Origin of the sequence: Mesorhizobium sp. Root102 (genome assembly GCF_001425625.1) — a bacterium.
In the GTDB taxonomy this organism is placed as follows: Bacteria; Pseudomonadota; Alphaproteobacteria; order Rhizobiales; family Rhizobiaceae; genus Mesorhizobium.
Genome location: NZ_LMCP01000007.1, coordinates 81971 through 104193, shown reverse-complemented (window position 1 = coordinate 104193; position 22223 = coordinate 81971). Strand labels below are relative to the sequence as shown.

Here is a 22223-nt window from a genome sequence, read left to right as displayed (position 1 = left end):
CGGCCACAATGTGCTGTTGAACAGCCGCTTCTGTTCGAAATGGAAATATAGCTGCGCGAGTTCTCAAAAGAACTCATCCCAGCTATGCTCAAAACCGGAGGGCGGGGCAAACGGGATGAGGTTGCCATTCTATTGGACGGTGGCTGTCGCCTTGGCGACAGTGCTAAGTGTTGCGGGCACCGCAACTGCCCAGGATTCCCGATATTCTGCGCGACAGGTTCAACAGGCCCTTGTCGAACATGGGTACGATCTCGGGACCGCGGACGGAATTTGGGGACGTCGGTCCATCAGTGCGCTCAAGGCTTTCCAGAAAGCGAGCAATCTTCCTCAGACCGGCACTTTGGACGAAGTGACGTCAGCCGCACTTTTCCCGCAACCACAGGTGACGCGTGGCCCGTTGACGCCCATAGCCACGGATGCGCACCCGTCGCCTTTGGAGCAGCCTGATGTTCCGACGAAGACAGCTCCACAGACAAGTAACGGGGTAGCCGGGCAAGCTGGTAGCGATGTCGACCAAGCGCCGCCTTTGCCGGCGCACACCGAGGGGGCGTCAGCCAAATCCGATCGTTTGGGTCCGGACCCCAACAAGGCCAGAGAGGTGCCAACCACCCCAACGCCGCGTTTAATCTTTTTGGGCCTGCTAGGGGTCGCAGCCGCGTTTTTCTTCCTGCGGAGACGCCGAAGAAGTTCAGCCGCGGAGTCGGTTCCAACGGCATCCGAAAGCAAGCGCAGCGAACCTGAGCGCACTCTCAACCGGCCGGCCAGAACAGATAGGCATCGTCTCCATGTCCCGACCGATCGCATCGTTCCAGCTGACAGTGCTGTTGGAAGGCAGCCCGTCGACCAAAAGTCGGTCCTTCCGGCGGATATTGCTGCTTCTCTTGCGGTACACAACGCCGCGGTCCACGATTTCATCCGTCATAGAGGAGCGGTCCGACGGCCCAAATCAGGGGCCAATCCTTCAGCCAGGCAGCCGGCCGCGCCCGCAAAAACGGGTTGGCAAAGCATTGAACCCCCCAAGGTCGTTCCGGTAACGACCACAACCGGGGGATCGCACGCATCGCACAATGCTCAGGTTTCGGATTTCATTCGGCAGCGCGGCCCGATTCTTGTTCCCAACACGGCCCAGACGGGCCAGCCGCGGTGGTTCGACCGGCCACCCGCAGTGCAAGCGAGCCCCGGCCCGCGCCAGTCGGCACATTGGATTCCTGCGAATACATCAGCAAAAGTGGGAAGCCATAGCATTCGCGGTGGCATGATCTATGTAGGTGAGCACCTGCCGAGGCAGGGCAGTTCAACCGACCCGGAGAACTGCCTGATCGACCCGAGATTGACCGTCGCCACTCACGGCGATCCGCTGGGTCAGACCATGGGCTACTGGCCGTCCTATTCGAGCATTTCGCCCCCGGCGCGAAAATCCTATCTGGACTGGCTTGCCGGATCGCGATCCGATCCCGATGCCTATATCGGATACGTGTTCCTCTATTTCTACGGTCTCGAACGCCGCCTCATGTTGGAGGAAAGCCCACCCGACGCCGACGGTGTCGTAGCCGAGGTTTGCCGGCTATTGCAGGTGTATGGAGGGAATGGTTCGTTCAAGCGTTATGCTGGTGAGTTGCTTTCGGCATTCCAGCTAAAATCGGCTCAGTTGCCGGAAAAGTTTGATCTGGAGGTCGAGGAAAATAGCTACGAGATCCCGATAATGCTGAAGGTCGCCCTGGGGATGCGGGTGCGCAGCGGAGACGCGATCGAGCCGGACCTTTTGTTGGCCTACGTCCTTGCCGACCCCGAAACGAGGGTGCGAACGCCGGCACGACGGGCACAGAGTCTCTTACGAGAGCTGTTCGCGGAAGCGGTGGAGAAGCAATATCCAAATGGCGTGCGCGTTCCGGCCGCCGGAGTGCGGAAACTGAAGGTCAACTACCGTGCCTGCAGCGCGACGTTCGATCTTGCAATTCGCCCCTTTGGCGGTGACCTGCCGGACATCACAAACCGAAGCGAACCGATAAGCGGTGCACGACGCATCTTCGACGACTGCACGGATCGGCTCGACGACTACAGTCGCATGCTCGGCCGTTCGGAAGGACTGAGGCCTAGCCTTGCCGCTGTGGCTCAGCTGCCCTCGGGTCTGCGTGTGAAGAACGGTGAAGAGCTTCCTGGTCAGCCGTTGAGGCGGCTGCGAGAACTGTCGAATGATGATGGGCTGATATCGATCCAACAGCTCGCCGAGTTGGCCGGGATGGAGCCCAACAAAATTTCCGCACGGGCAAAGCAGAAGGAATTGTCCGCAATTCTGGCAGCCTTTGGCTATGGTCATACCGCCGACCCCTCCTTTTCCCTGAAGTCCGCAAAACCAGACGAACTGGTGATGGTCTTTGGCCTGGAACGTGAAGCTGATCCCGAACCGAGCCAGCATTACCGCCCCATGCAACTGTCAATCATGCTCGGCATGGTGATTGCCTTCGCTGACGGTCTGCTCCACCCCTTGGAAGAACGCAGGCTCTTCGACAAGGTCGACGGAGCACCCGGCCTGTCGAGGGACGAACGCGTACGCCTCAAAGCCGAGATCAAGGTCTGCGCCGCCGATGCCAGCCGCGTAGTGGATTGGACCAAACGCATAGGCGACGTGCCAGCAGACCGGCGGGAAGACCTCGCCGATGAATTGGTGGCAGTGGCTGCGGCAGACGGGACCCTCCACCCACGAGAAGTGTCGCAGCTAGAGAAGCTGTTCAGACAGATGGATCTGGACCAAAACTCGCTATATTCGCGACTGCAGGGGAGTGTCGCGCCGCAGAACAGGTCGCGCGACGGAAGCGACGATATTCCCTTTGTTATCCCCGCCGGGATCCAGCCGCCGGGCATTCCGGTGTCGCCGGCGCCTCCTAAAGCGCCTGCGACGCGTGTCGACATCTCTCGTCTCGAAGCGATCCGACGCGAAACCCGGACAACGTCCAGCGTCCTTGCCGATATCTTCGTGGACGAAGCAGAGCCGCCGATCGAACTTCAGCCCGCGATCGTGGAAATCGAGACGTCCAATGGGGATGCGCGCTTCGACGGGCTGGAGCGACGCTATGCGTGGCTTCTGTCGCAACTGATCGAGCAGGAAACCTGGACGGCTTCGGATTTTGAGCGTTTGGTGCGCGGTGCCGATCTGATGCCCGGCGCGGCGAAGCAAGCGCTAAACGATTGGTCGCTCGACCGCTTCGACGAACTGGTCCTGGATGGCGAGGGCCCCGTCATCGTCAACGCCAGCCTGTTTTCCGAGGCTACCCCACAATCTCCGTCGCTTACCGTCTCTGTCGAAGGAATGTCAGCATGACGACAAAACCTCCACCTATCAAACCGAGAGATCGAGACACCATTATCAGCGCCTTGCGTGCCGGTGTCGTGCCGCGCATCGGTCTCCAGCATATTCAGGTGGGACGCCAGCGCGAGATCGAAGCGCTGATCCAGGACATAGAGCGCATCGGCAACGGCGGGTCGAGCATCCGTCTCGTCATCGGCGCCTATGGTGCCGGCAAGACCTTCTTCCTGTTTCTCATCAGGCAGATCGCACTTCAGCGCAAGCTTGCCGTCTGCCAGGCCGACCTTTCTCCGGATCGCCGCATCCACGCCACCGGCGGGCAGGCGCGTACGCTCTATGCCGAGCTCGCCACCAGTCTTGCGACCCGTACCGCTCCGGACGGAGGCGCGCTCAGAAACATTCTGGAGAGCTACATACAAAAAGCATCCGAACGCGCTTCCTCGAGCGGGACGACCATTGAAATCGCCATCAAGGAAGGCCTTGGCGATCTTCGCGAGATGGTCGGCGGCTATGATTTCGCAACCGTCATCGTTGCCTATGCGCGGGGCTACGAGGAGGGAAACAGCAATTTGCAGGACGCTGCGCTGCGTTGGTTACGCGGCGAATACACGACCAAGACAGAGGCGCGAGGCGATCTGGGCGTGCGTACCATCATCGACGACGCGTCCTTCTATGATGGCCTGAGATTGCTCGCCCGTTTCACAAGGCTCGCTGGTTTTGGCGGCCTGTTGGTCTGCCTCGACGAACTCGTCAATCTCTACAAGCTGCAGAGCGCCCAGGCCCGCAAACAGAATTACGAGCAGATCCTGCGCATCTTCAACGATGTCCTGCAGGGCACAACGCAGGGTATCGGTTTCATTCTGGGCGGCACACCGGAATTCCTGCTCGACACGCGGCGCGGCCTTTACTCTTACGAGGCCTTGCAGTCCCGCCTTGCGGGAAACAGTTTTGCCGGCAATGGCCTGGCCGACTATTCCGGCCCGGTGGTCAATCTGCCGAACCTGACGCCGGAGGAGCTCTACCATCTCCTGGAAAGGCTACGTGACGTCTTCGCGGCGGGCGATCAGGAAAAATGGCTCGTACCAGACGCCGCACTCCACGCCTTCATGGACCATTGCGCCAACCGGATCGGCGAGGCTTACTTTCGGACCCCGCGCAACACGGTGAAAGCCTTCGTCGATCTGCTCGCGATTCTCCAGCAAAACCCCGGCACCGATTGGAAGGACATGCTCGGCGCAGTGGACGTCGCGGAAGATCGAGGCGGTGCAGGCGACCAGCCCATCGACGACGTCGAAGGGGGAGCGGACGACGAGCTTGCAACCCTCCGCATTTGACACGCTTTCCGAGCCGGTCAGGCGCTGGATATGGCAGCGGAAATGGCCGTCGCTACGGGATGTCCAGGAAAAAGCTATCCCCGCCATCCTCGCGGGTGGCGATGTCGTGATCTCCGCACGCACTGCCGCCGGCAAGACCGAAGCCGCCTTCTTGCCGTTGTTGACCCGGTATGCCGAACACGCAGGCAGCGCCGATGGGTTCGCCATCCTCTATGTCAGCCCGTTGAAGGCGCTGATCAACGATCAGCACCGGCGGCTGGAAAGCCTGTGCGAAGGCAGCGGCGTCCTCCTGCACAAATGGCATGGCGACGTCTCGGCGGACGCCAAAACCCGCGCGCGAAAACGACCTTCGGGTATCGTGCTGATCACTCCGGAATCGCTCGAAGCGCTGCTCGTGCGCAGAGGCGGTGAGGTTGCGCAAATGTTTTCGCGCCTCGATGCTGTCGTCATCGATGAGTTGCATGCCTTCATCGGCACCGAGCGAGGCATGCAGCTGCAGTCGATCCTGAACAGGATCGAAGTGGCGACCGCGCGAGACCGCATCGATCGAATTGGGCTTTCAGCAACACTTGGCGACATGAGCCTGGCTGCCGAGGCACTGCGGCCCGGCAAGGGCGCCTGCGTCACGATCGTGGAAGGCGAGGACGAGGGGAACGGGGTCCGCTTGCAGATACGCGGCTATCTGCTGCACGGCACCGCCCCGGGCGATCTCACGGTCACGCCAGACGATGGCGATCCGCCCGAAAAGTCGACCGAACCTTTCGAACAATCGACTGTCCCAGCGGCGCTTGCGTCCGACTTGTTTCGTCTGCTGCGCGGCCAGAGCAATCTGCTGTTTGCCGGATCTCGCGCCAATGTCGAGGTCTATGCCGACATGCTGCGTTCGATGTGCGACGAAGCGAGCTTTCCAAATGAGTTCTTCCCGCATCATGGCAATCTGGCAAGAGCCATGCGCGAGGAGGTCGAAGCGCGGCTTCGAGACGATCCGCGCCCGACCACAGCGGTCGCGACCACCACCCTGGAACTCGGAATCGACATTGGCGAGGTTGAGACAATCGCGCAGATCGGGCCAGGTTTTTCGGTCGCGTCACTGCGCCAGCGCCTCGGCCGATCCGGCCGCAGGGCCGGAAAGCCCGCAACGCTGCGCATGTTCCTCATCGAGCCTCCGATCGGTATGGGACGACACCCAATCGACCGGCTTCGCCTGGATCTGGTTCAGTCGATCGCGATGGTGGAGTGTCTGCGGGCGGGATGGTGCGAGCCGCCATTGCCAGCTGGGCTGCATCTTTCAACGCTCATCCATCAAGTGATGGCATTGATCGTGCAGACCGGGGGCGCAAGCCCGACGGTCGCCTGGAAACTGTTGTGCGAGCGTGGCCCCTTCCGAGCGGTGGACAGAACACTGTTTGCCGAATTGCTTCGGTGCATGGCCACGCCTGAAAACCGCTTGATAGAGCAGTCCCCGGAAGGCTTGCTCATGATCGGAGAGACCGGAGAAAAGATCACGGAATCGTACGAATTCTACGCAGTATTCGCCACTGAACGGGAATATCGGATCATTCACGATGCACGAACGCTCGGCACCTATCCGCTGAGCTCTCCGATTGCACGCGGCGAAACGATCATCTTTGCCGGGAGCCGCTGGCAAGTCATCGAAATTGATGATCGCGCTCGGGTTATCATGGTCAAGCCGACACGGGCGGGAAAGCCGCCGCATTTCAATGGCAAGGGGGCGGCCATCCACGATCACGTAGTGGCAACGATGCGCACGGTTCTCGCATCCGATGAGGCCTACCCCTATCTCGATCCTGCAGCCAACCGCCTGCTGGATGAGGCGCGCGGTTCTTTCCTGGACCTGCAGCTGGATAGCCGTTCAATCATAGCGCATGGGGAGGGGGCCCTGATTTTCCCCTGGGTCGGAACCAGGAAGCTGCAGACCCTAACCCTGGCATTGCTGGCCCGCGAGTTCAAAGCATCGCATTTCGGCCATGCCATTGAGCTCCAGGAATGTGAGACAGAGAAAGCCATCGAAACTCTGCAGGACATAGCTGGTTCGCCGGCGCCAGACGGAGAAGAACTTGCCGCACGACTGGCGCAACCGGCATTGGCAAAGTTCGACACGTTCCTGAGCGATCACCTGATGACATTGGTCACAATGGTGGAGAGAATCAGCGCCAAGGACCTGCCCCTGATCGCCGCCAACGCACTGGAAAATCACACGACGCATAAAGTGACATAAACCAACAGAATCAATTGCTCGCAGCCCGCATCGGCACCCTTTCGCATATGGCCAAGCCTGCTATAACGAGCCCTTCGACGCGCTCCTGCGTTCACCAGATTTGAACCGACCAGGATGAAAACCAGCATCGATCATTTGCCGGAGCACAAGCAGGAGGAACTGGCCCGCGTGGTCGAAATCCTGCATGCCGAATTCGAGGACGCGCTGGCCGAGAGCAGCGCGGACTGGAAGAAGAGCGGCCGCATTCTGAAGATCATCCTGTTCGGCTCCTACGCCCGCGGCGACTGGGTCGACGAGCCACTGACGATGAAGGGCTATCGCAGCGATTTCGATCTGCTGGTGATCGTCAATAACAACAAGCTTTCCGATTTCGCCTATTGGTACAAGGCGAAGGATCGGCTCGACCGCGAGCGCGCCATCAAGACGCCAACGAGCTTCATCGTACACAGCCGCCGGTTCGTGAACACGGCGCTGCGCCAAGGGCAGTACTTTTTCACCGACATCCGCCGCGAGGGCATTGTCCTCTACGAACTCGACGATGAGCCCTTGTCCGAGCCCAAGCCCCAGAGTTCACGGGATGCGCTCAAATTCGCGCTGGCGCATTTTCACAATCGCATGCCCATGTCGACAAACTTCCGTCGGCTGTCAGCCACGGCTCTTTTAGACGGCATGATCCGGGAAAGCGCTTTCCTTCTGCATCAGGCTATCGAGCATACTTACTCCACATTGCTTCTGGTCCTCACCAACTATAGTCCGCCATCCCACAAGCTGAGCTTTTTGAGGTCCTTGGCTGAGGACCAAGACCGCCGGTTGTCGGGGGCTTGGCCGCGTGATCAGCAGCGGTATCGCGCCTGGTTCAACAACCTAAACGAGGCCTATGTCAAAGCTCGGTACTCCGAGCACTACGTGATAACCGAGGAAGCGCTTGTCTGGTTGGGCGAGCGGACGGCGGAGCTTCAGATGTGTGCAGAACAAATCTGTCTGGACCATCTGGAGCGGATGAAGAATGCCGCACGTGAGTTGTAGCAACCTAGCCGGATGCGTCATACGACAATGAGAAACTCACACTCCAATATACAGATCTGGCGCAGTGCAGAATTCCTGGTGTTCGGATAGCGCACGCAACAGAGCAACCCGCCAATCGTTCCGCCCGAATGACCCGGACAGACTATTTGCGCAGCGTCCAAGGTATTGTGCGAACAGTTCGGGACCTATCTCGTTAAACATGCGCATAGCGGTACGCTGCTCTGAGAGGAATTTATTGATCTGGCCGCGGAAACGCTCATTTAGCTTAAGTCGATCAAGTTGAAATTCGAGCTTGGCAGCGAGATCCGCCTCTAAATCCGGGCTGTCGATCCGAAATCGTACTCCTAGCGCACCACCTTCGAAGGTTATCTGCGCCTTGAGAAACTCGATATCGGGCAAATCTTGAAAGTACGCGTGTATCAATCCAGGGCCGTGCGCTGGATCCAAACCAGGAACTACCGTTCTCTTTGCATTGTTGCATGGACTGCAGCTTGGAATCAAATTGCGAGGGTATATCGCGAGTTCACCAAATACGCTGCGAGGTAGGTAATGATCCAGGTCGCGCGGTTCCCCAAAACCGCAATAGGGGCACTGATCCGTCGAAGCCAAGAGTCGCTCACGGAGCGTTGCCAGGCGCCCACCGATTTGGACCTGATCGTATGCCGAGCGCATGTAGGGACGAGCGGTATCGAGCACGTTTGGAGTAAGGTCCAAATGCGGTTGACCGAGGCAAGCGTCGTATAGCTGGTAGACCGTATGTAATGCCGCGCGCTCGGCCGGGGACATCGCGTAGACCGCAGCACCGTTCGCAAGTGTAAGAGCGGCATTTAGCGATGCGTCTAGATCGCCAAGTCCTTGAGGAGTAATGACCCACATACTAGGTCTTCTTGCTCGCAAGCTTCGTCATCACAAAGGCCCGAGCCTGCAGGCTTAAGCCACGCTCAAACATGCCTTCAATGTTTTCGAGGGAAAGTCCAGTGTCCACAAGTTGAGCCAACACGCTATGGAAGTCAGTAGCGTCGGCGTTGAGGCCGAAAATCTCGTTGGTGACTTCGCCGATACTCTCGCCATAGGTTTCAATGCGAGGTGAGAATATCCTTATTTCCGCTCCCGACCGCCGAACGATCGCAATATGGCGAGAGAGCGTTTCTTGCACCACCACAGGCGAGTGTGTTGCGATAACAGCGAACGCATCATTCTGCCGCAGAATGATGCGCACCGCATGCATTAGGGCAGCTAGTAGCGGTGGATGAAGATGGCTCTCGGGTTCATCAATTAGGACGATTGACTTAGGCTCGGTATAGGCGACTAGCGATGCAACGGCATGCATAACTATTTTATGGCCGGTGCTCCAGATACGGAACCACGGAACCGCGTACTCAAAAATTGAGGCAGCAGGATCGGCGCCGAGATCGATGAAAGATGAATCTGAAGCCAGAACGCGACAGACTTCGTTGAAGAGGTTTTCGCGGCCGCTCTCCTTAATGCGAAGAACAATGGCTCCGAACTCGTTCGACAGCTGCTCACTTGTCTTGAGGATAATGCGTTCTTGCCGATCAAGGTCCTGCGCTTTGATGGGCGTGCCATCGATGTCACCTATCCCTTCCGCCTGACGAACTTCCGACGCAATGTCGCGAAGGCCACAATAGTGATAGCGGCCAACGCCACGCTCTAAGTCGTCGACAATCTGTTTCCGCTCACGATAATCAACCCCGGGGAGCTGAAATGCATCGAACGCACTATAGGCGACGTTAACTATTCGCGTGAATCCAATCCCAAGAGGTGAGATCGCACCGAGTGCCTTCAACGGTTCACTCGCGCGTTCGCGCTGGGAAGCGTGGAGCACACGCGCAAGCCGCGAAAGCAGTGTGCTCTTGCCCGACCCGTTACGACCTATCAGCACCGCAATTCTTTCGGGCAGCACACTTGTGTCCCAAAACAAGTGACCATTGGGCGCTTTAAAATCGATCCGAAGCGGATCGACCCAACCTTCAACGTGGAAGGAAACCTCCAGGCCAAGGCGCGCGACCCGATCGTAGTCGCGATCTAGCAGAACCGCAGCGTCTCGGCGGAAGGTGGCCCAGTCAATGTATCGCAGGATCGAGGTGGCCCAGCCCTTTTCCGTAACGAACGTCTCGGCATGCTGAGGAAATGCGAGTGCGTCTCGGAGAAATGCCAGTATTTCCTGACGAAGTGCCTCGGGCAACCCGGCCAGTCTTTCATAATAGTCGAGCTCTTGTCCAAGCGAGACGAAGTCCTCACCGAGTGGCGAGAGTGGCCCCGTTGCAAGTTGCAGATCGTCAGACTCGGTCTGACCACGACGCAATATCTTCACTGCTCCAATCAGGCCGTTGAACTCCGGCACTGAAACCACCAGGTGATATTGCGTCATAAAACTATAGTCGTTCCACCGGTCCTGCAGCAACGCCACTCCTTTGAAGGAGGGCGGATCACCACGTGAAGGAGGAAGGACGGTGAAGTCTGTCATGATCAAGAAGGCTCCGGGGCGAGGGCACTCTTCCGCGCAATAGCCGAGGCACTCTTATCAGGTTCTTTCTACGTCGCCCCCCTTTGCTCAGCAATGGAGAAGATCAACTTGCGAATTGAATGGGGCTGGATCGTGTGACGTCATCAACTCTATATACCGCCTGAGTGGCTCCACCTATGATAAAATCAGCGGGGGAGGCGAAATGATGATAGCGCCCGAACAAGAACTCGTAGCGCGGGGCTGCGGCAAGTGGTCAGATCCAGACGTCCCCAAGAGCGGCTGGTCCTACGCATATGGCCACGACCTGGGTCTCGGCAAAGATCGCCACAAAATCTGTGAAATGTGCGAAGCGATTCATATTCGCTTTGTCCATGTCATGCGCCACCCAACTGGCCTTGAACTTGAAACTGGCTGTATCTGTGCCGGCCATATGGAAGGCAACCTTGCAGTCGCGAGGGCGCGCGACGACGATCGCAAGCGGGCGGCGGAACGTGTTTCACGACGTCAGAAGGCTTTGGCCAAAGCCCGCAGCCAACTCAGTCAGATCGACGTCGAAACGGAAAGCCACGACCATATGTCGTCGTCCGTTATTCCGGCACTGGAACGACTGCGCAAGGTGATGAGCCACCGCGTTGGCGAAGCCGCGAAGGACGCCAAAGATCACGACTATATCTTGGAGCACATCGAACATATCGGCTTTTTGGCCGAGGTCGAGTTGGCCATAAGCAATGCCAAGGACCGACTCCAGACTTTGCTCCTCCGGGCGCGAGCCGAGCAGCTGGCGTTGGAGCTGGAGGATCCTGTTTGGTGGAAGACGCCCAAGGGTCGACGCTTCACGACCTCACATAACGACCGCATCCAAATCTTTCTCCTTCCGGACGGTAGGTGGAGCGGACTATATCAACTGGCTGGCGACACTGACGCGACATGGGCCAAGCGCCGCTACGATGACATGGATTCGGCAGCAAACGCCGCCCTTGCCGCACTGCGGCAGAAGCTTCGCAAGTTGGGCCGACTCGCAATGTGAATGCAGTACCCCGGCATCTCCGAAGCCTAGTCCCGCTACCAGTTGTCGTCATTGTGCTTACTTCAACGCACCGAAAGCGGCCACTGTGAAGGAACTCTTAGCCGCGCGCCGCGTGGGCCAGGTCTTGAAGTATGTCACCGATGGGGAAACAGGTGAGTTCGGATTACATCAGATACACCTGAGCGGCAGCCTCCGAAATCAGTACCCGTATTTGTTTTGGCGGTCTTTAAATGCCTTCTCACCGCCCTCCATGGTGGAGGTAATGACCTTGCAAATCGATGGCGTATCGATTGCACCGGCGCATTCGAACTGGCGTTCGCCTGTATCTTTCACGTCAAGATGACCGACTAACTCTGACGATCCATTGACGACAATGTTTGCATTGTGACTGGCAAAAATGAGCTGCCGGTTTTGCTTTGCAGTGTGCAGTTTGTCAGTAAGCTCTGCAATGATGCGGTTATCGAGATCGCCTTCGGGCTGGTCTATGATCAAGGGCCCCCCAGGTTGCTCGAGAAGCATGAAGAGCAACGCCGCAGCACGCTGGCCCTCCGAAGCCTTTTCGAAGGCAATTTCCTTAGCGCCATCTGAATAGGAGAGGGCAATCATGGGCTTCGGAAGTGCGGCCGCAACCGTTTCTACCCGTGTCGTGTCTAGTTTTTCGCTCAAGGCCGCGCGAATCCGATCTGTGTCACCAAGCACTCCGAACAAGACTGCACTATCGGGTTGCTTCTCACCGCTAGCGGCGCCTATCTGACGCCAGTACAACAGCGAGAGGCTATCGGCGCGCATTTTGTCGAGGAACGCTATGGGCGTGTCTTTGGCAACCGCATCATCCAATTCTTTGAGACGGGTTGCCTCTTGTGATCCGGTTTTGTTGGCAAGAAGATCGACTGCGTCTTTGATCTCGGAAACGTCGCCCGCCGCATCGACGATCGCTTTGATTTTCCCGTTCGACAGACGCTCGATCTCTTTCGCCCATTCCTGCGTCCGTTCCGTACGACGATCATTTAATGCTCTGAGGGCAACGAGCTTTTCATTCAAGGCGGCGGCCGGGTCTCCATTGGCTTTGATTTTCGCGTCCAAATCGCCAATCTGGTTGGTCAGGTCGGTGATCTCTTCGCGAAGCTTGATGATCTGGCTCGTAGCGGTCTTGTGTGCACCCAGCTTTTCGAGAACCTCGTCTCTTGCTGTCCTTGCCACCTTGAAATTTGCGGCCCATTCGGTTTCAGCAGCGGCCAATGTTGAGCGCTTGGCTCTCATATCGGATTTGAACTGTGTCATGCCGGCGCTGAACGTTGAAAACAATTCGCCATAGCCTTTACGGATTGCCGCCGAGTCATCTGTCAAATCAGTCGCTAGATTGCGTTCGTTAACGAGCTCTGTAATCGATTTGTCCAGCTCTTCGACTATCTGGTCCGCATGTTTTGACGCCTGGAGCCGCTTCGATTCAAATTCATTCGCCTTATCGAAATACGCGACAATGGACTGATCTTCTTCGGATAGGGCCGGCAGCGTCTTTTCAAGTGCTTCGACGCGTTGAGTGAGCGATGCCTTGGTCGTGGTGAGCTTGCGCAGTTGAGATTGCAATATCCAGTGCGCAGCAAGGCTTTGTACGCCGCCCTTGACCGTGACCTTGGCAGCTTCAATGTCGAGGGTCAGGCGGTCGTCTTCGCGCTTGTAATCCGGATTTACAAACTGGAGTAAGTCCGAAAGCTGGGTTTTCTTGCCAGCCTGCTTTCCAATCTCTGCAAGCTCGCCTTGGCTATACACTACTGCAGGGAACAGCGCCCGAAGCTCTTTGACCGTTGCTGTCTGCTTCGAGCCGTTGGGATAGGTAATGGTCGGCTGAAATGCGGTGGTAGGGCCTCTAACAATCTCAAAAGCCGCATTGTCCTGTGTGACAGTCAGCCTAACCTTTGCACCTTTTGCAATGAGCGTGTCGTTGATCAGATCACGCATGCGTTGTGTACCCGAGTAATGGTCGCGCTCCACGTCATAGCAGCTGCGGCCTAAGCCAAAGGACACATACTCAAGGAATGAGCTCTTCCCGCTGCCGCGTCCGCCAATGACGGAGTTGAACTCGGGGCTGAAAGGGAATTTTGTTTTCTCCAGAATTGCGGAGCCGTCGATCTCGATCTCAGACACCACGAGGGAAGGGAGTTGGGGTGCCTTGATGGCGATACGGGATTTGTGACCAAGGAATGCCTGGCGGATTGCCTCCGCTGTCGGAGCTGCGAGTTTTATCCAGGTGCTGTTTGACCCAACCATGGAAAAATCGGCCGATCGGCTGTCCGACGTTGGAAGCGGGAAAATCTCCCGCGTGCACCAAGTCTTGTCGAGACCGGAAAGCCGCTTTTGGTTTTTGCTCCCCAGCGAGGAGTGCGTTTGGCCTTGATCAAGATAGCCGCCGACATAAGGCATACGACGGAAATCCGCGTGGCCCCCGTCCGTCAAGACTGTGTGGCTGTTGCCTTGGGACACATTCGGCAGAACTATGTACTTTCCGCGAAGCCCTTCGAGTTTATCCAACTCCGAGCCGATGTCGGCGTAGTGGGAGGCGAGCTGGGTGACCTTTGGACCTTTGGCTTGCTTTTCTTCAAGATCAGCATAGACGATGCCAAGCTTCCCCTGAGCCTGTCTGCGCCAATCCTCCGACATGTCGGCGTCAAAGATGATCAGGCATTGCTTCCCACCAGCCGCCGTGAGCTCCATTCCTGGAAAAAGCCAGAAGTCAAATTGGGCATCGGCTGACTTTCGTTCCGCAATTGCCTGCTGAACGTAAGTGACAAACACCATCTCGTGGTGATCGGTGAGGGCGATGGCATTCAAACCTCCGGCGCAGCATCGATCCAGAAATTCATTCGCCCACTGTTTGCGCGCTATATCAACGTCCTGCGCCGTTGCTGGGGCCCCAGTTCCCTTCATGGGTTCGCCTAGCCCAACAGTCCTTACCCCGATCCAAGCAGGATCGCGGGGCGTATGAATTTGAAAATCACACTTTCTCCATGAGGCGAAGCTCATATTTCCTCCCTAGCCAAGCGTACCAGCGCCAGGACATTTTGCCGTTAAATCAAACAAGCGCAGGCAGATTGCCCGGCGACAGTATTCGCTGCAGGGCTCTTTCAACTAAAGGAGTAGACTTTACTAGTCATCTACAAAATAATCCCCCGAAAAGAGAGAAGTTTGAGATAGTTTATTCGTCGCGCTCCTCCTGGTCAACGGAAACACGAAGAGGACGTCTTGACGTTGGTTGAGCCAGAATAGTGTCCATAGGAAGCGCTCCACTGTACTCCGCTAGCTGTTGCCGGGATGGCGGGTCGGGCTTTGACCACCGCACCCTCTAACATGATAGAGGCGGCAGCGCCCCATTGGTAACCCAACACCGCCTATCATGAAATTCACCTATCGAACCGCGACCGAACACCCCTTATGTTCGGAGCCGGAGCCCCCAATGGCCTTTCGATTCGTACACACCGCCGATATTCATCTCGACTCGCCACTGCGTTCGCTGGCGATGCGAAATCCCGACCTTGCCGAACTTATCGGAGACGCCAGCCGTCAGGCGTTCATCTCCATAGTTGACCTCTGCCTTGCGGAACGTGTCGATGCGCTGGTTATAGCCGGCGATCTTTACGATGGCGATCAGACATCGATGAAAACTGCCCGGTTTCTGGCGTCACAGATGACACGACTTCACCAGGCCGGCATCAGGGTTTTCAAGATTCGCGGCAATCATGACGCAATGTCGCGGATATCGAAACAGCTGGTGTTCCCGGACACGGTAACGATCTTCGGCGGCCGTCCCCAGTCGGTGCTGCAGACAGCCGGCGGGCTCGACGTCATGTTCCATGGCTTGAGCTTTGCCAGCCCCAAGGCGCCGGACAGTCTGCTTCCCAAGTATTCAGCCCCTCGTGAAGGCGCAGTCAATGTCGGCATCATGCATACGAGCCTGGCCGGATCGCCCGGCCACGACGTCTACGCACCCTGCAACGTCGCTGACCTGCACAGCCATGGCTTCGACTATTGGGCGCTTGGGCACATCCATGTCCGCCAAGTCCATCCCGGGGCGCGTACGGTGGTGATGCCGGGAATTCCGCAGGGTAGGGACATCAACGAGGCCGGCGAGAAATCCGTCACCCTGGTGACGGTACGAGACGACCGCACCGTCGAGATCGAGGAAAGGCTAACCAGTATCGCGCAATTCGACCGGGTGAGCGTCGAAGTGACCGGGACGGTGGAATGGTCTGAAGTCGTCGGGCGAGTCCGTTCCGCGCTCGAAGATATACGCGCCTCCGTCAGGTCCCGTCATGCTGTGGTCCGTCTCGGCCTGACCGGGGCGTCACCTCTATCCTGGGCGCTGATCCGTGACCGCGATCTGCTGCTCGCAGAAGCTGAGCAGGTCGCGGAACAGACGGGGGACACCTGGGTGGAGAAGCTCGAGCTTAACGTCTCTCCATCCGCAGCCGAAACGTCCGAGGGCGGAGCTGATCCGATTTTCGAACTCGCTCAATCCATGCGTGCCGATGCCAGCTCGGACGCTTTCCGTGCCGAGGCGAGGGCGTTGGTCCAGAAGATGATCGCGGATCTTCCGCCCGACGGGCGCGATTTCGCCGGCAAGGACGAGGCCGAGTTGGAGCTGTTCATCGACAGAGTGCTTGCCAACGGCGCCGACCTGGTCACCGCCCGCCTCAAGGCCGGTGGATCGCAATGAGGCTCCGGCGACTCGATCTCATTCGCTATGGCAAGTTCACCGACAGGACGATCGACTTCGGGCCGAAACCGGAATCCGGTCCCGACCTGCATATCGTCTTCGGCCTGAACGAAGCCGGCAAGTCGACCGCGCTTTCCGGCTATCTCGACCTGCTGTTCGGCATCGAGGAACGCAGCCGCTACAATTTCCTGCACGAGTACAGCGCCATGCGCATCGGCGGGGTGCTCGAACTCGGCGGCGCGGAGCACACGTTCACACGCACGAAACAGCGCACCAACTCATTGCTGAACGCGACTGGCCAACCGGTCAGCGAAATGGCGATATCGGCACATCTGACCGGGCTGTCTCGCGACGCATACGAGACCATGTTCTCGTTGGACGACGAAACGCTGGAAGCAGGTGGAAAATCAATCCTGGAATCGCGCGGCGACCTGGGCAAGCTGCTGTTCACGGCCAGCGCCGGCCTCGGGCACGCAAGCGATACATTGAGCGTGCTCGAGGCCGAAGCGGACAGGCTCTATCGCAAGCAGGCACACGGAACCGAGCTTGCGCTGCTCAAGAAGCGTCTTGCGGAACTGAAGTCCGGGAGGGAGGCGATCGACACCTTGGCGTCGACGTTCGAAACGCTCGAGACAGAGCGCCTGGACGCTACAGAAAAATACGACCGCAGCATCGCCGAACGGTCGGTGCTGTCGGCTCGGCTCGATACCATCGCGAAGTATCTTCGCGCGATCCCGATCCTTGCCGATATCCGACGTAAGGAAACCCAACTAGCCGAGTTGCCAGAGATCGCTTCACCGTCACGGACCTGGACCGGCAGCGTCGCCGACATGATCGAGACCGACGCCAGTCTGAGAACGCGGCTAACCGCGAGTGTGGACGAGCTCGAGCGGGTGACGACGAAAATCGCCTCGGTCGATGTGGACGCGGTGATCCTCGCGATCTCCGAGCGGGTTCGCGGCCTGGCCGACCGCAAGGTGCGCCACGTCTCGGCCGGCCTCGACCTACCAAGTCGCAGGACGGAGCTGCAGATCCTCGACAATGCCTTGGCGACCTGCCTTGCCGCACTTGGCAGGTCCTCCGAACCACACCCTGCCAACCTGCTCTTGCCTGCCGCAACCATCGGTGCGGTGCGCACCATGGTCGAGCAGCGATCCGGGATCGTTACCAGCGTGCGCGTCGCGCGCGAGGAGGCCGCGGCATCTGCTGATGCGCTCCAGGCGGCACGCGAACGGGTCGGCGAAGAACGGGCCGTGCCCGAGCCTGCCAGGGCAAGGCTGGTTTCGGCTTTGTCTACGGCAAAGGCCAGCGGGTACATGAGGGAGACCAAGGCGGCACGCGAGGCTGCAGATGCGGGTGTAATTCGATGGGAGGCCGCGATCGCGCGCTTGCATCCCTGGTCGGGAGATGCGCAGGCATTGGCCAGGGTCGCCATTCCGAATTCTGGACAGCTTGGCGCATGGAAGGCGCTTGCCGCAGAGCAGGGAAAGAGCAGGGGCATTCTTTCCGAACGTCTTGCCGAACACCAGGGCAATCACGACTTGCTTGCGGCGCGGCTGGAAGCCCTTCGTGCCTCGGTCGATGTCGCCGACGATGATGCGGCGGGCGCCATTCGGCGCGCCCGGGACGAAGCCTGGGCAAGGCATCGCGATGACCTGACTGGCGAGACGGCGGATGATTTCGCGACAGCACTGGCTCGAGACGACAGCGTCGCAGCGGGCCGTCTGGCCAACGCCCGGGAGCTCGTTGAGATTCGTAGCACAAGCCGCAACCTCGCAGAGACCGCGGCCACCATCGCGCATGCGCGCGGCCAACTTGAACACAACAGCTCAAATCGGGAGGCTGTCCTCTCGGAAATTCTTGCAGTCGCAAGAGACCTGCTTGGAGAAATCCCGGAAACATCCCCCGAACAGGTTATCGAGCTGATCGAGGATCGCATTGCTGCCCGGAGCGATGCGCTCGCAACCTGGGAGGAGATAGAACTTTCCCGCAAGAAGACCGAGCGCGCGGTTGATGAGGAAAGCCGAATACGCCTGGAGCTGAGCGGTGCGCTGGCGAGCGTCGGCGTCGGTTCGGATCCTGGTGACAGCCTGGAGACGGTCATGGCCGTGGCAGAGCTGTTCCTTGAGAGGCAATTCAAGGTGGATGCTGAGCGCACCGAGGCACTGAAGACCGTTGGCACAAGACAAGAGGATCTGGCGGCCAGGCGCCGAGCCATCGAAGTCGCTGAGCGGCGTGACGATGAATGGCTAGTTGGCGTTGCCGAGGCGCTTAAGGGCACCTGGCTAGAGAGCGGCATCTCGGCTCCAGGCGTCGGCGGCGTCCTCGATCAATTGGCTGAACTGTCCAAATGTCTTCAAGACCGGGACGCCATGCAACTCCGCATCGAGAAGATGGAGGCCGACAGGGACAATTTCCTGGTCGAGGTTTCCGCCGTTGCAGCAGAAGCGGGCGAGGCGGCCGACGACGACGAACCGGAACAGCTGGCGACTCGGCTAGCCGAACGCCTCGAGCGCGCCGAGCGCACGCGCGAGGCCAAGGCAAGCCTCGTCAATGACCTGCAGCGCTTGCAGGATGCGCGTGAGATCCTCGATGCTGAGATTTCGGCACATGAGCGCCGCAAGAACGAGGTCTTGAGCCTCTTTGGCGTGGCCACGCTCTCCGATGTCGTACAACGCGACGAACTGCTGCGCGACAGGGATCGCCTGCGCACTGCGGTCGCCGAACTTGAGGAGCAGGTAGCGTCCGGGCTCGCGGTGGAAGGGTTCGAGCAGGCGCGTTCGATATTGGATGCTGTCGATCTCGACAGTCTCGCAATCGAGAAGGCCGAAGCCGAGCAACGGCTTCGCGACCTTGACGAGGCGTTACAGCAACAGCTCATCCGGCAGACGCGCGCGACCGACAAGCTTGACGCCATTGGCGGCGACGCCGCTGTTGCCCGCATAGATGCCGAAAGGCGCACCGTCCTTCTGGAAATCGAGGAAAAGGCAGTCCGCTACATCGAGTTAAGACTGGGAATAATGTCGGCCGGGAATGCTCTGCGCGTCTACCGCGAGCGCCACCGCTCCGGGATGATGGCGCGGGCGTCAGACGCGTTCGCCCTGATGACCCGCGGCCGGTACTCCGGCCTGACAACCCAGCCGGTGAAGGGTGGGGAAGTGCTCATAGCAATGCAGCGCGACGGGCAATCCAAGGTCGCCGACGCGCTGTCAAAGGGCGCGCGTTTTCAGCTCTACCTGGCGCTCAGGCTTGCTGGGTACTACGAGTTTGCGCAATTCCGACCGTCGGTTCCATTCATCGCCGACGACATAATGGAAACCTTCGACCATTTCCGATCCGAGGAGGTTTTCCGGCTGTTTGGGGAGATGGCTAGTGCAGGGCAGGTGATCTACCTGACGCATCACCAGCACCTGTGCGAGATCGCCAAGTCCGTTGTTCCCGGTGTGACGATCCACGAGCTCGGATAAGGACGCGCTGAAACCATCAATCACGACACCGAAGGCGGCTCGATGCCGAGACCGAGAAAGCTCAGCGTCGCGATCGAAAAGAATGCGTAGTCAGCCGGGTGACAAGCTCGATCAGGATTGCTTCCCTGACATTGGGCAGGATCTCCAGGAATATGATGGCGAGCGGGCCTTCGCCACCAACCCGAGCGGCGCTGACATAGTCGCGTTCTTGCTGCTCCCGCACGGCGGCGCGAACCGTGCGCGCCACAAGCGGCGCGTAGGCGATGCCGATCACCAGAATGACGGTCAGGTTCGATGGGCCGATCGCCACAAGCGTCATGGTGACGAGGACGATGAACGGAAACGCCATCAGCGTGTCGAGCAGCCGCACCCCGATGGCATCGACCAGGCCTTCGAAATAGCCGAGCACCAGCCCGATGATGCTGCCGGCGGTGACGCCGGCCAGCGTGGCTAACGGCGCAGCCAGCAGGATATCGCGCGATCCGACGACGATGCGCGACAGCACATCGCGGCCGAGCTGGTCGGTGCCGAACCAGTGCACGGCATCGGGTGGCGTCATCAAGATCCTCGGCCGTCCGCTGCGCCGGCCCGCTGGCCTGCGCAGTAGTGAGGTGAGAGCCCGCGTCAGCGACCTTTTAGCCTCTGTTCGTTTTGCCGCCGCCACTTACCATCGCCGCTCCTCGCTGCGCTAAGTTGGAGGCTCTTAGTCTTCTCCAACCTCAGCGTTCAGCGAATGTCGGTATCGGTGGTTGCGTGGCCCACGCAATTTCGTCGCTCACCCATGACGCTTCCTCGAGGCAATCCGAATCAACTGATCGGCTTGAACGCCTGTAGGATGATTCAATATGGCGTTTACTTTGCTTGGCCCGAAGACCATTTTACACGTTGAGCCAAAAAGGCCGCAAAAGGCCTGACGTCCATATTCACGCTCGCATCTTCCAGTCCAGCGAGATAGGCCTTGCGGTCATCGACCCTGACAATTGTCCAGTGGTAGCCGCCTGAGGCGAGCATGGTGTTCATCAGGAATCGTGCCATGCGTCCATTGCCGTCCGGATACGGATGGACATAGCCGACAAGCCAGTGCCCGAGTACGGCGCGGACTGACGGCTCGCTCTCAGCTTGCAGCAGGTCAAACAGCGCGTTCATGCCATCGGCAACCGTTTCTGAACGTGGCGGTACATGCTGGGAGCCGCGCAGATAGACAGGGTGATTGCGATAACCGGCAAGCGCGCTCGCTTTGAGGATGCCGGCCGTGACTGACGGCGCAAACAGCTCCCGGTACCACTCACTGTGCGTATCCCGTGTCAGTGCACCCGCAGGCGCGCCTTCAACGATGGCCGCAACGGAGTCCTTGACCTTCTGGAAGGCAAGGTAGTAGCCCCGCGCGGCGAGCGCATCGCGGTTTTTTCGGTCTTCTTCATTGATCTGCGGATTCCAGTCGCCGCCGCGTACGCGGTCGATAAGTTCGGGCGTGACGCTGTAACCTTCGATGGACAACGAATGATAGGCATCGCTTTCGTAGATATCCTCCACGAACTTCATGTAGGCCTGTTTGTCCGAAGGCAGGCCGGGCGCCTTCGGGAATATCTCGATCACCGCGGCGCGCTGCGATTGCCAGATTGCGCGCAGGCGCGCTACCAGCGGCGGAACGCCTGCCGCGATAGCGGTTACGCCCGTCTGACCGGCGAAGGGGTCAGTTTCGCGCACGTCGTAATTTGCCGACTTGAAGGCTGCAATGATCTCGTCGGCGAAGGCCTCGCGCCCCAGGCGTCGAAAGGCCCCGGCAAGCCGCCCGGCGACGGCGGAATGCCCTCCATCAAGCAGCAGTCCCAATACGCCTGAGACATTCCGCAGTGACGCAATGGCTACCTGAACGTCGATCGGCGCACGCTGGAAGAAGCCTTCCGGCACTCGGATAAGTGCGGCCTCCATGGTGAACACCCGCAGGCCGTTCTTCTTCGTAAGCTCTTCGGGCATCCCTTTAACCTTGAGGTCGTAGAGGGAGGTTGCGAACAGCAGATCGATCTTGTTGTTTGTTCCGTTGGGCGTGTTCACCACCACCTGTGGCAAGATGGCGGTCGCTTCCGCGTGAAGGAGCAAAGATTGCTCGGGTGACAGGAACCAGTCTTTTCCGAACCGATCATTGCAATAGAGGGAGCAGAATTCCCAGAAGCTGGCATACCATGGCGTTGTGTCATGCTCTTGCGCCTGAGGGCTGGTGGACATCACCCAGCCTCTGATTATGTCGCGCAGGAAGCCGTTTTGCAGCAGCCGCTCGCGGTGCACGCGGCGGATTTCATCGGATTTGAATATGCGTCGCCCGCCCTCCTGCAGGTCTTTGAGGATGGCTAAGGATTGCGCGAGTTTTTCATGGGGCTTGGCCATAGCCGTGCCTTTGCAAGTTTTTAGCGCTGTGCAATTACAAGTATATAGTGCTGTGCCATTGCAAGTCAACGATGCCGTTCACTTGCAAGTTTTTAATGTCGTACCATCGCAAGTTTTTAGTGCAAAAACTCCAAAAACTCAATGCCTATCAATATGATACCGTGAGAATTTTGGTCTCTTGGCTTGCCCCGCTCTGACCGTAAGGCACCCGAAAAAGGCGTCCGGGCAACGTGACCCAAGCC

General features: G+C 58.7%; 12 protein-coding genes. 7 read left to right on the top strand and 5 right to left on the bottom strand.

Features of this window, described 5'->3' with window-relative positions; translation table 11 throughout:
* The first annotated feature begins 115 nt into the window (after nt 1-115).
* The 4 genes from ASD12_RS35710 (at nt 116) to ASD12_RS08615 (ending at nt 7903) form a co-directional block, all read left to right on the top strand.
* Entirely contained in the window at nt 116-3319 is a 3204-nt protein-coding gene (locus ASD12_RS35710; RefSeq protein ID WP_082525321.1) for a TerB N-terminal domain-containing protein, read from the top strand.
* Nucleotides 3316-4638: an ATP-binding protein gene (locus ASD12_RS08625; RefSeq protein WP_056584148.1), complete on the top strand. Its 1323-nt coding sequence runs from the start codon at nt 3316-3318 to the stop codon at nt 4636-4638. The genes ASD12_RS35710 and ASD12_RS08625 overlap by 4 nt, the downstream gene beginning before the upstream one ends.
* A complete protein-coding gene (locus ASD12_RS08620) occupies nt 4568-6877 on the top strand; it encodes a DEAD/DEAH box helicase (protein WP_244482793.1) in 2310 nt (769 codons plus the stop codon). Before ASD12_RS08625 ends, ASD12_RS08620 begins: the two co-directional genes overlap by 71 nt.
* A gap of 114 nt (nt 6878-6991) precedes the next feature.
* Nucleotides 6992-7903, top strand: coding sequence for a nucleotidyltransferase and HEPN domain-containing protein (locus ASD12_RS08615; protein WP_056584143.1), 912 nt, complete (start codon nt 6992-6994; stop codon nt 7901-7903).
* A 36-nt stretch (nt 7904-7939) separates the two neighbouring features.
* Here ASD12_RS08615 and ASD12_RS34020 read toward each other — a convergent pair whose 3' ends face one another.
* Together ASD12_RS34020 and ASD12_RS08600 are read right to left on the bottom strand one after the other, a co-directional pair.
* On the bottom strand, nt 7940-8779 hold the full coding sequence (locus tag ASD12_RS34020; RefSeq protein WP_156398553.1) for an HNH endonuclease signature motif containing protein: 840 nt from the start codon (nt 8777-8779) through the stop codon (nt 7940-7942).
* A 1-nt stretch (nt 8780) separates the two neighbouring features.
* Nucleotides 8781-10391 (bottom strand): AAA family ATPase, encoded by a 1611-nt coding sequence (locus ASD12_RS08600; protein ID WP_056584134.1) that lies wholly within the window; start codon nt 10389-10391, stop codon nt 8781-8783.
* 202 nt (nt 10392-10593) lie between these two features.
* On the opposite strand from ASD12_RS08600, the gene ASD12_RS08595 reads away from it, so the two are divergent.
* Nucleotides 10594-11418, top strand: coding sequence for a hypothetical protein (locus tag ASD12_RS08595; RefSeq protein ID WP_156398552.1), 825 nt, complete (start codon nt 10594-10596; stop codon nt 11416-11418).
* Between the two features lie 198 nt (nt 11419-11616).
* On the opposite strand, the gene ASD12_RS08590 is transcribed toward ASD12_RS08595, so the two are convergent.
* The gene (locus ASD12_RS08590; protein ID WP_200953686.1) at nt 11617-14439 is read right to left on the bottom strand and encodes a TrlF family AAA-like ATPase; all 2823 of its coding nucleotides are present in this window, start codon (nt 14437-14439) and stop codon (nt 11617-11619) included.
* 430 nt (nt 14440-14869) lie between these two features.
* On the opposite strand from ASD12_RS08590, the gene ASD12_RS08585 reads away from it, so the two are divergent.
* Together ASD12_RS08585 and ASD12_RS08580 are read left to right on the top strand one after the other, a co-directional pair.
* On the top strand, nt 14870-16129 hold the full coding sequence (locus ASD12_RS08585; protein ID WP_056584127.1) for a DNA repair exonuclease: 1260 nt from the start codon (nt 14870-14872) through the stop codon (nt 16127-16129).
* A complete protein-coding gene (locus ASD12_RS08580; protein ID WP_056584124.1) occupies nt 16126-19596 on the top strand; it encodes an AAA family ATPase in 3471 nt (1156 codons plus the stop codon). Before ASD12_RS08585 ends, ASD12_RS08580 begins: the two co-directional genes overlap by 4 nt.
* 61 nt (nt 19597-19657) lie before the next feature.
* On the opposite strand, the gene ASD12_RS08575 is transcribed toward ASD12_RS08580, so the two are convergent.
* A complete protein-coding gene (locus ASD12_RS08575; protein ID WP_244482792.1) occupies nt 19658-20155 on the bottom strand; it encodes an ABC transporter permease in 498 nt (165 codons plus the stop codon).
* Nucleotides 20156-20448: 293 nt separating this feature from the next.
* Nucleotides 20449-21981: a Fic family protein gene (locus ASD12_RS08570; RefSeq protein WP_056584121.1), complete on the bottom strand. Its 1533-nt coding sequence runs from the start codon at nt 21979-21981 to the stop codon at nt 20449-20451.
* Nucleotides 21982-22223 lie beyond the last annotated feature (242 nt).

Excerpts from the sequence above, each read along its gene's own strand:
- ASD12_RS08600 (WP_056584134.1), bottom strand. The coding sequence starts at position 10,391 with ATGACAGACTTCACCGTCCTTCCTCCTTCACGTGGTGATCCGCCCTCC.
- ASD12_RS08625 (WP_056584148.1), top strand. The coding sequence starts at position 3,316 with ATGACGACAAAACCTCCACCTATCAAACCGAGAGATCGAGACACCATT.
- ASD12_RS08575 (WP_244482792.1), bottom strand. The coding sequence starts at position 20,155 with ATGACGCCACCCGATGCCGTGCACTGGTTCGGCACCGACCAGCTCGGC.
- ASD12_RS08580 (WP_056584124.1), top strand. The coding sequence starts at position 16,126 with ATGAGGCTCCGGCGACTCGATCTCATTCGCTATGGCAAGTTCACCGAC.
- ASD12_RS34020 (WP_156398553.1), bottom strand. The coding sequence starts at position 8,779 with ATGTGGGTCATTACTCCTCAAGGACTTGGCGATCTAGACGCATCGCTA.
- ASD12_RS08590 (WP_200953686.1), bottom strand. The coding sequence starts at position 14,439 with ATGAGCTTCGCCTCATGGAGAAAGTGTGATTTTCAAATTCATACGCCC.
- ASD12_RS35710 (WP_082525321.1), top strand. The coding sequence starts at position 116 with ATGAGGTTGCCATTCTATTGGACGGTGGCTGTCGCCTTGGCGACAGTG.
- ASD12_RS08595 (WP_156398552.1), top strand. The coding sequence starts at position 10,594 with ATGATGATAGCGCCCGAACAAGAACTCGTAGCGCGGGGCTGCGGCAAG.
- ASD12_RS08585 (WP_056584127.1), top strand. The coding sequence starts at position 14,870 with ATGGCCTTTCGATTCGTACACACCGCCGATATTCATCTCGACTCGCCA.
- ASD12_RS08570 (WP_056584121.1), bottom strand. The coding sequence starts at position 21,981 with ATGGCCAAGCCCCATGAAAAACTCGCGCAATCCTTAGCCATCCTCAAA.
- ASD12_RS08615 (WP_056584143.1), top strand. The coding sequence starts at position 6,992 with ATGAAAACCAGCATCGATCATTTGCCGGAGCACAAGCAGGAGGAACTG.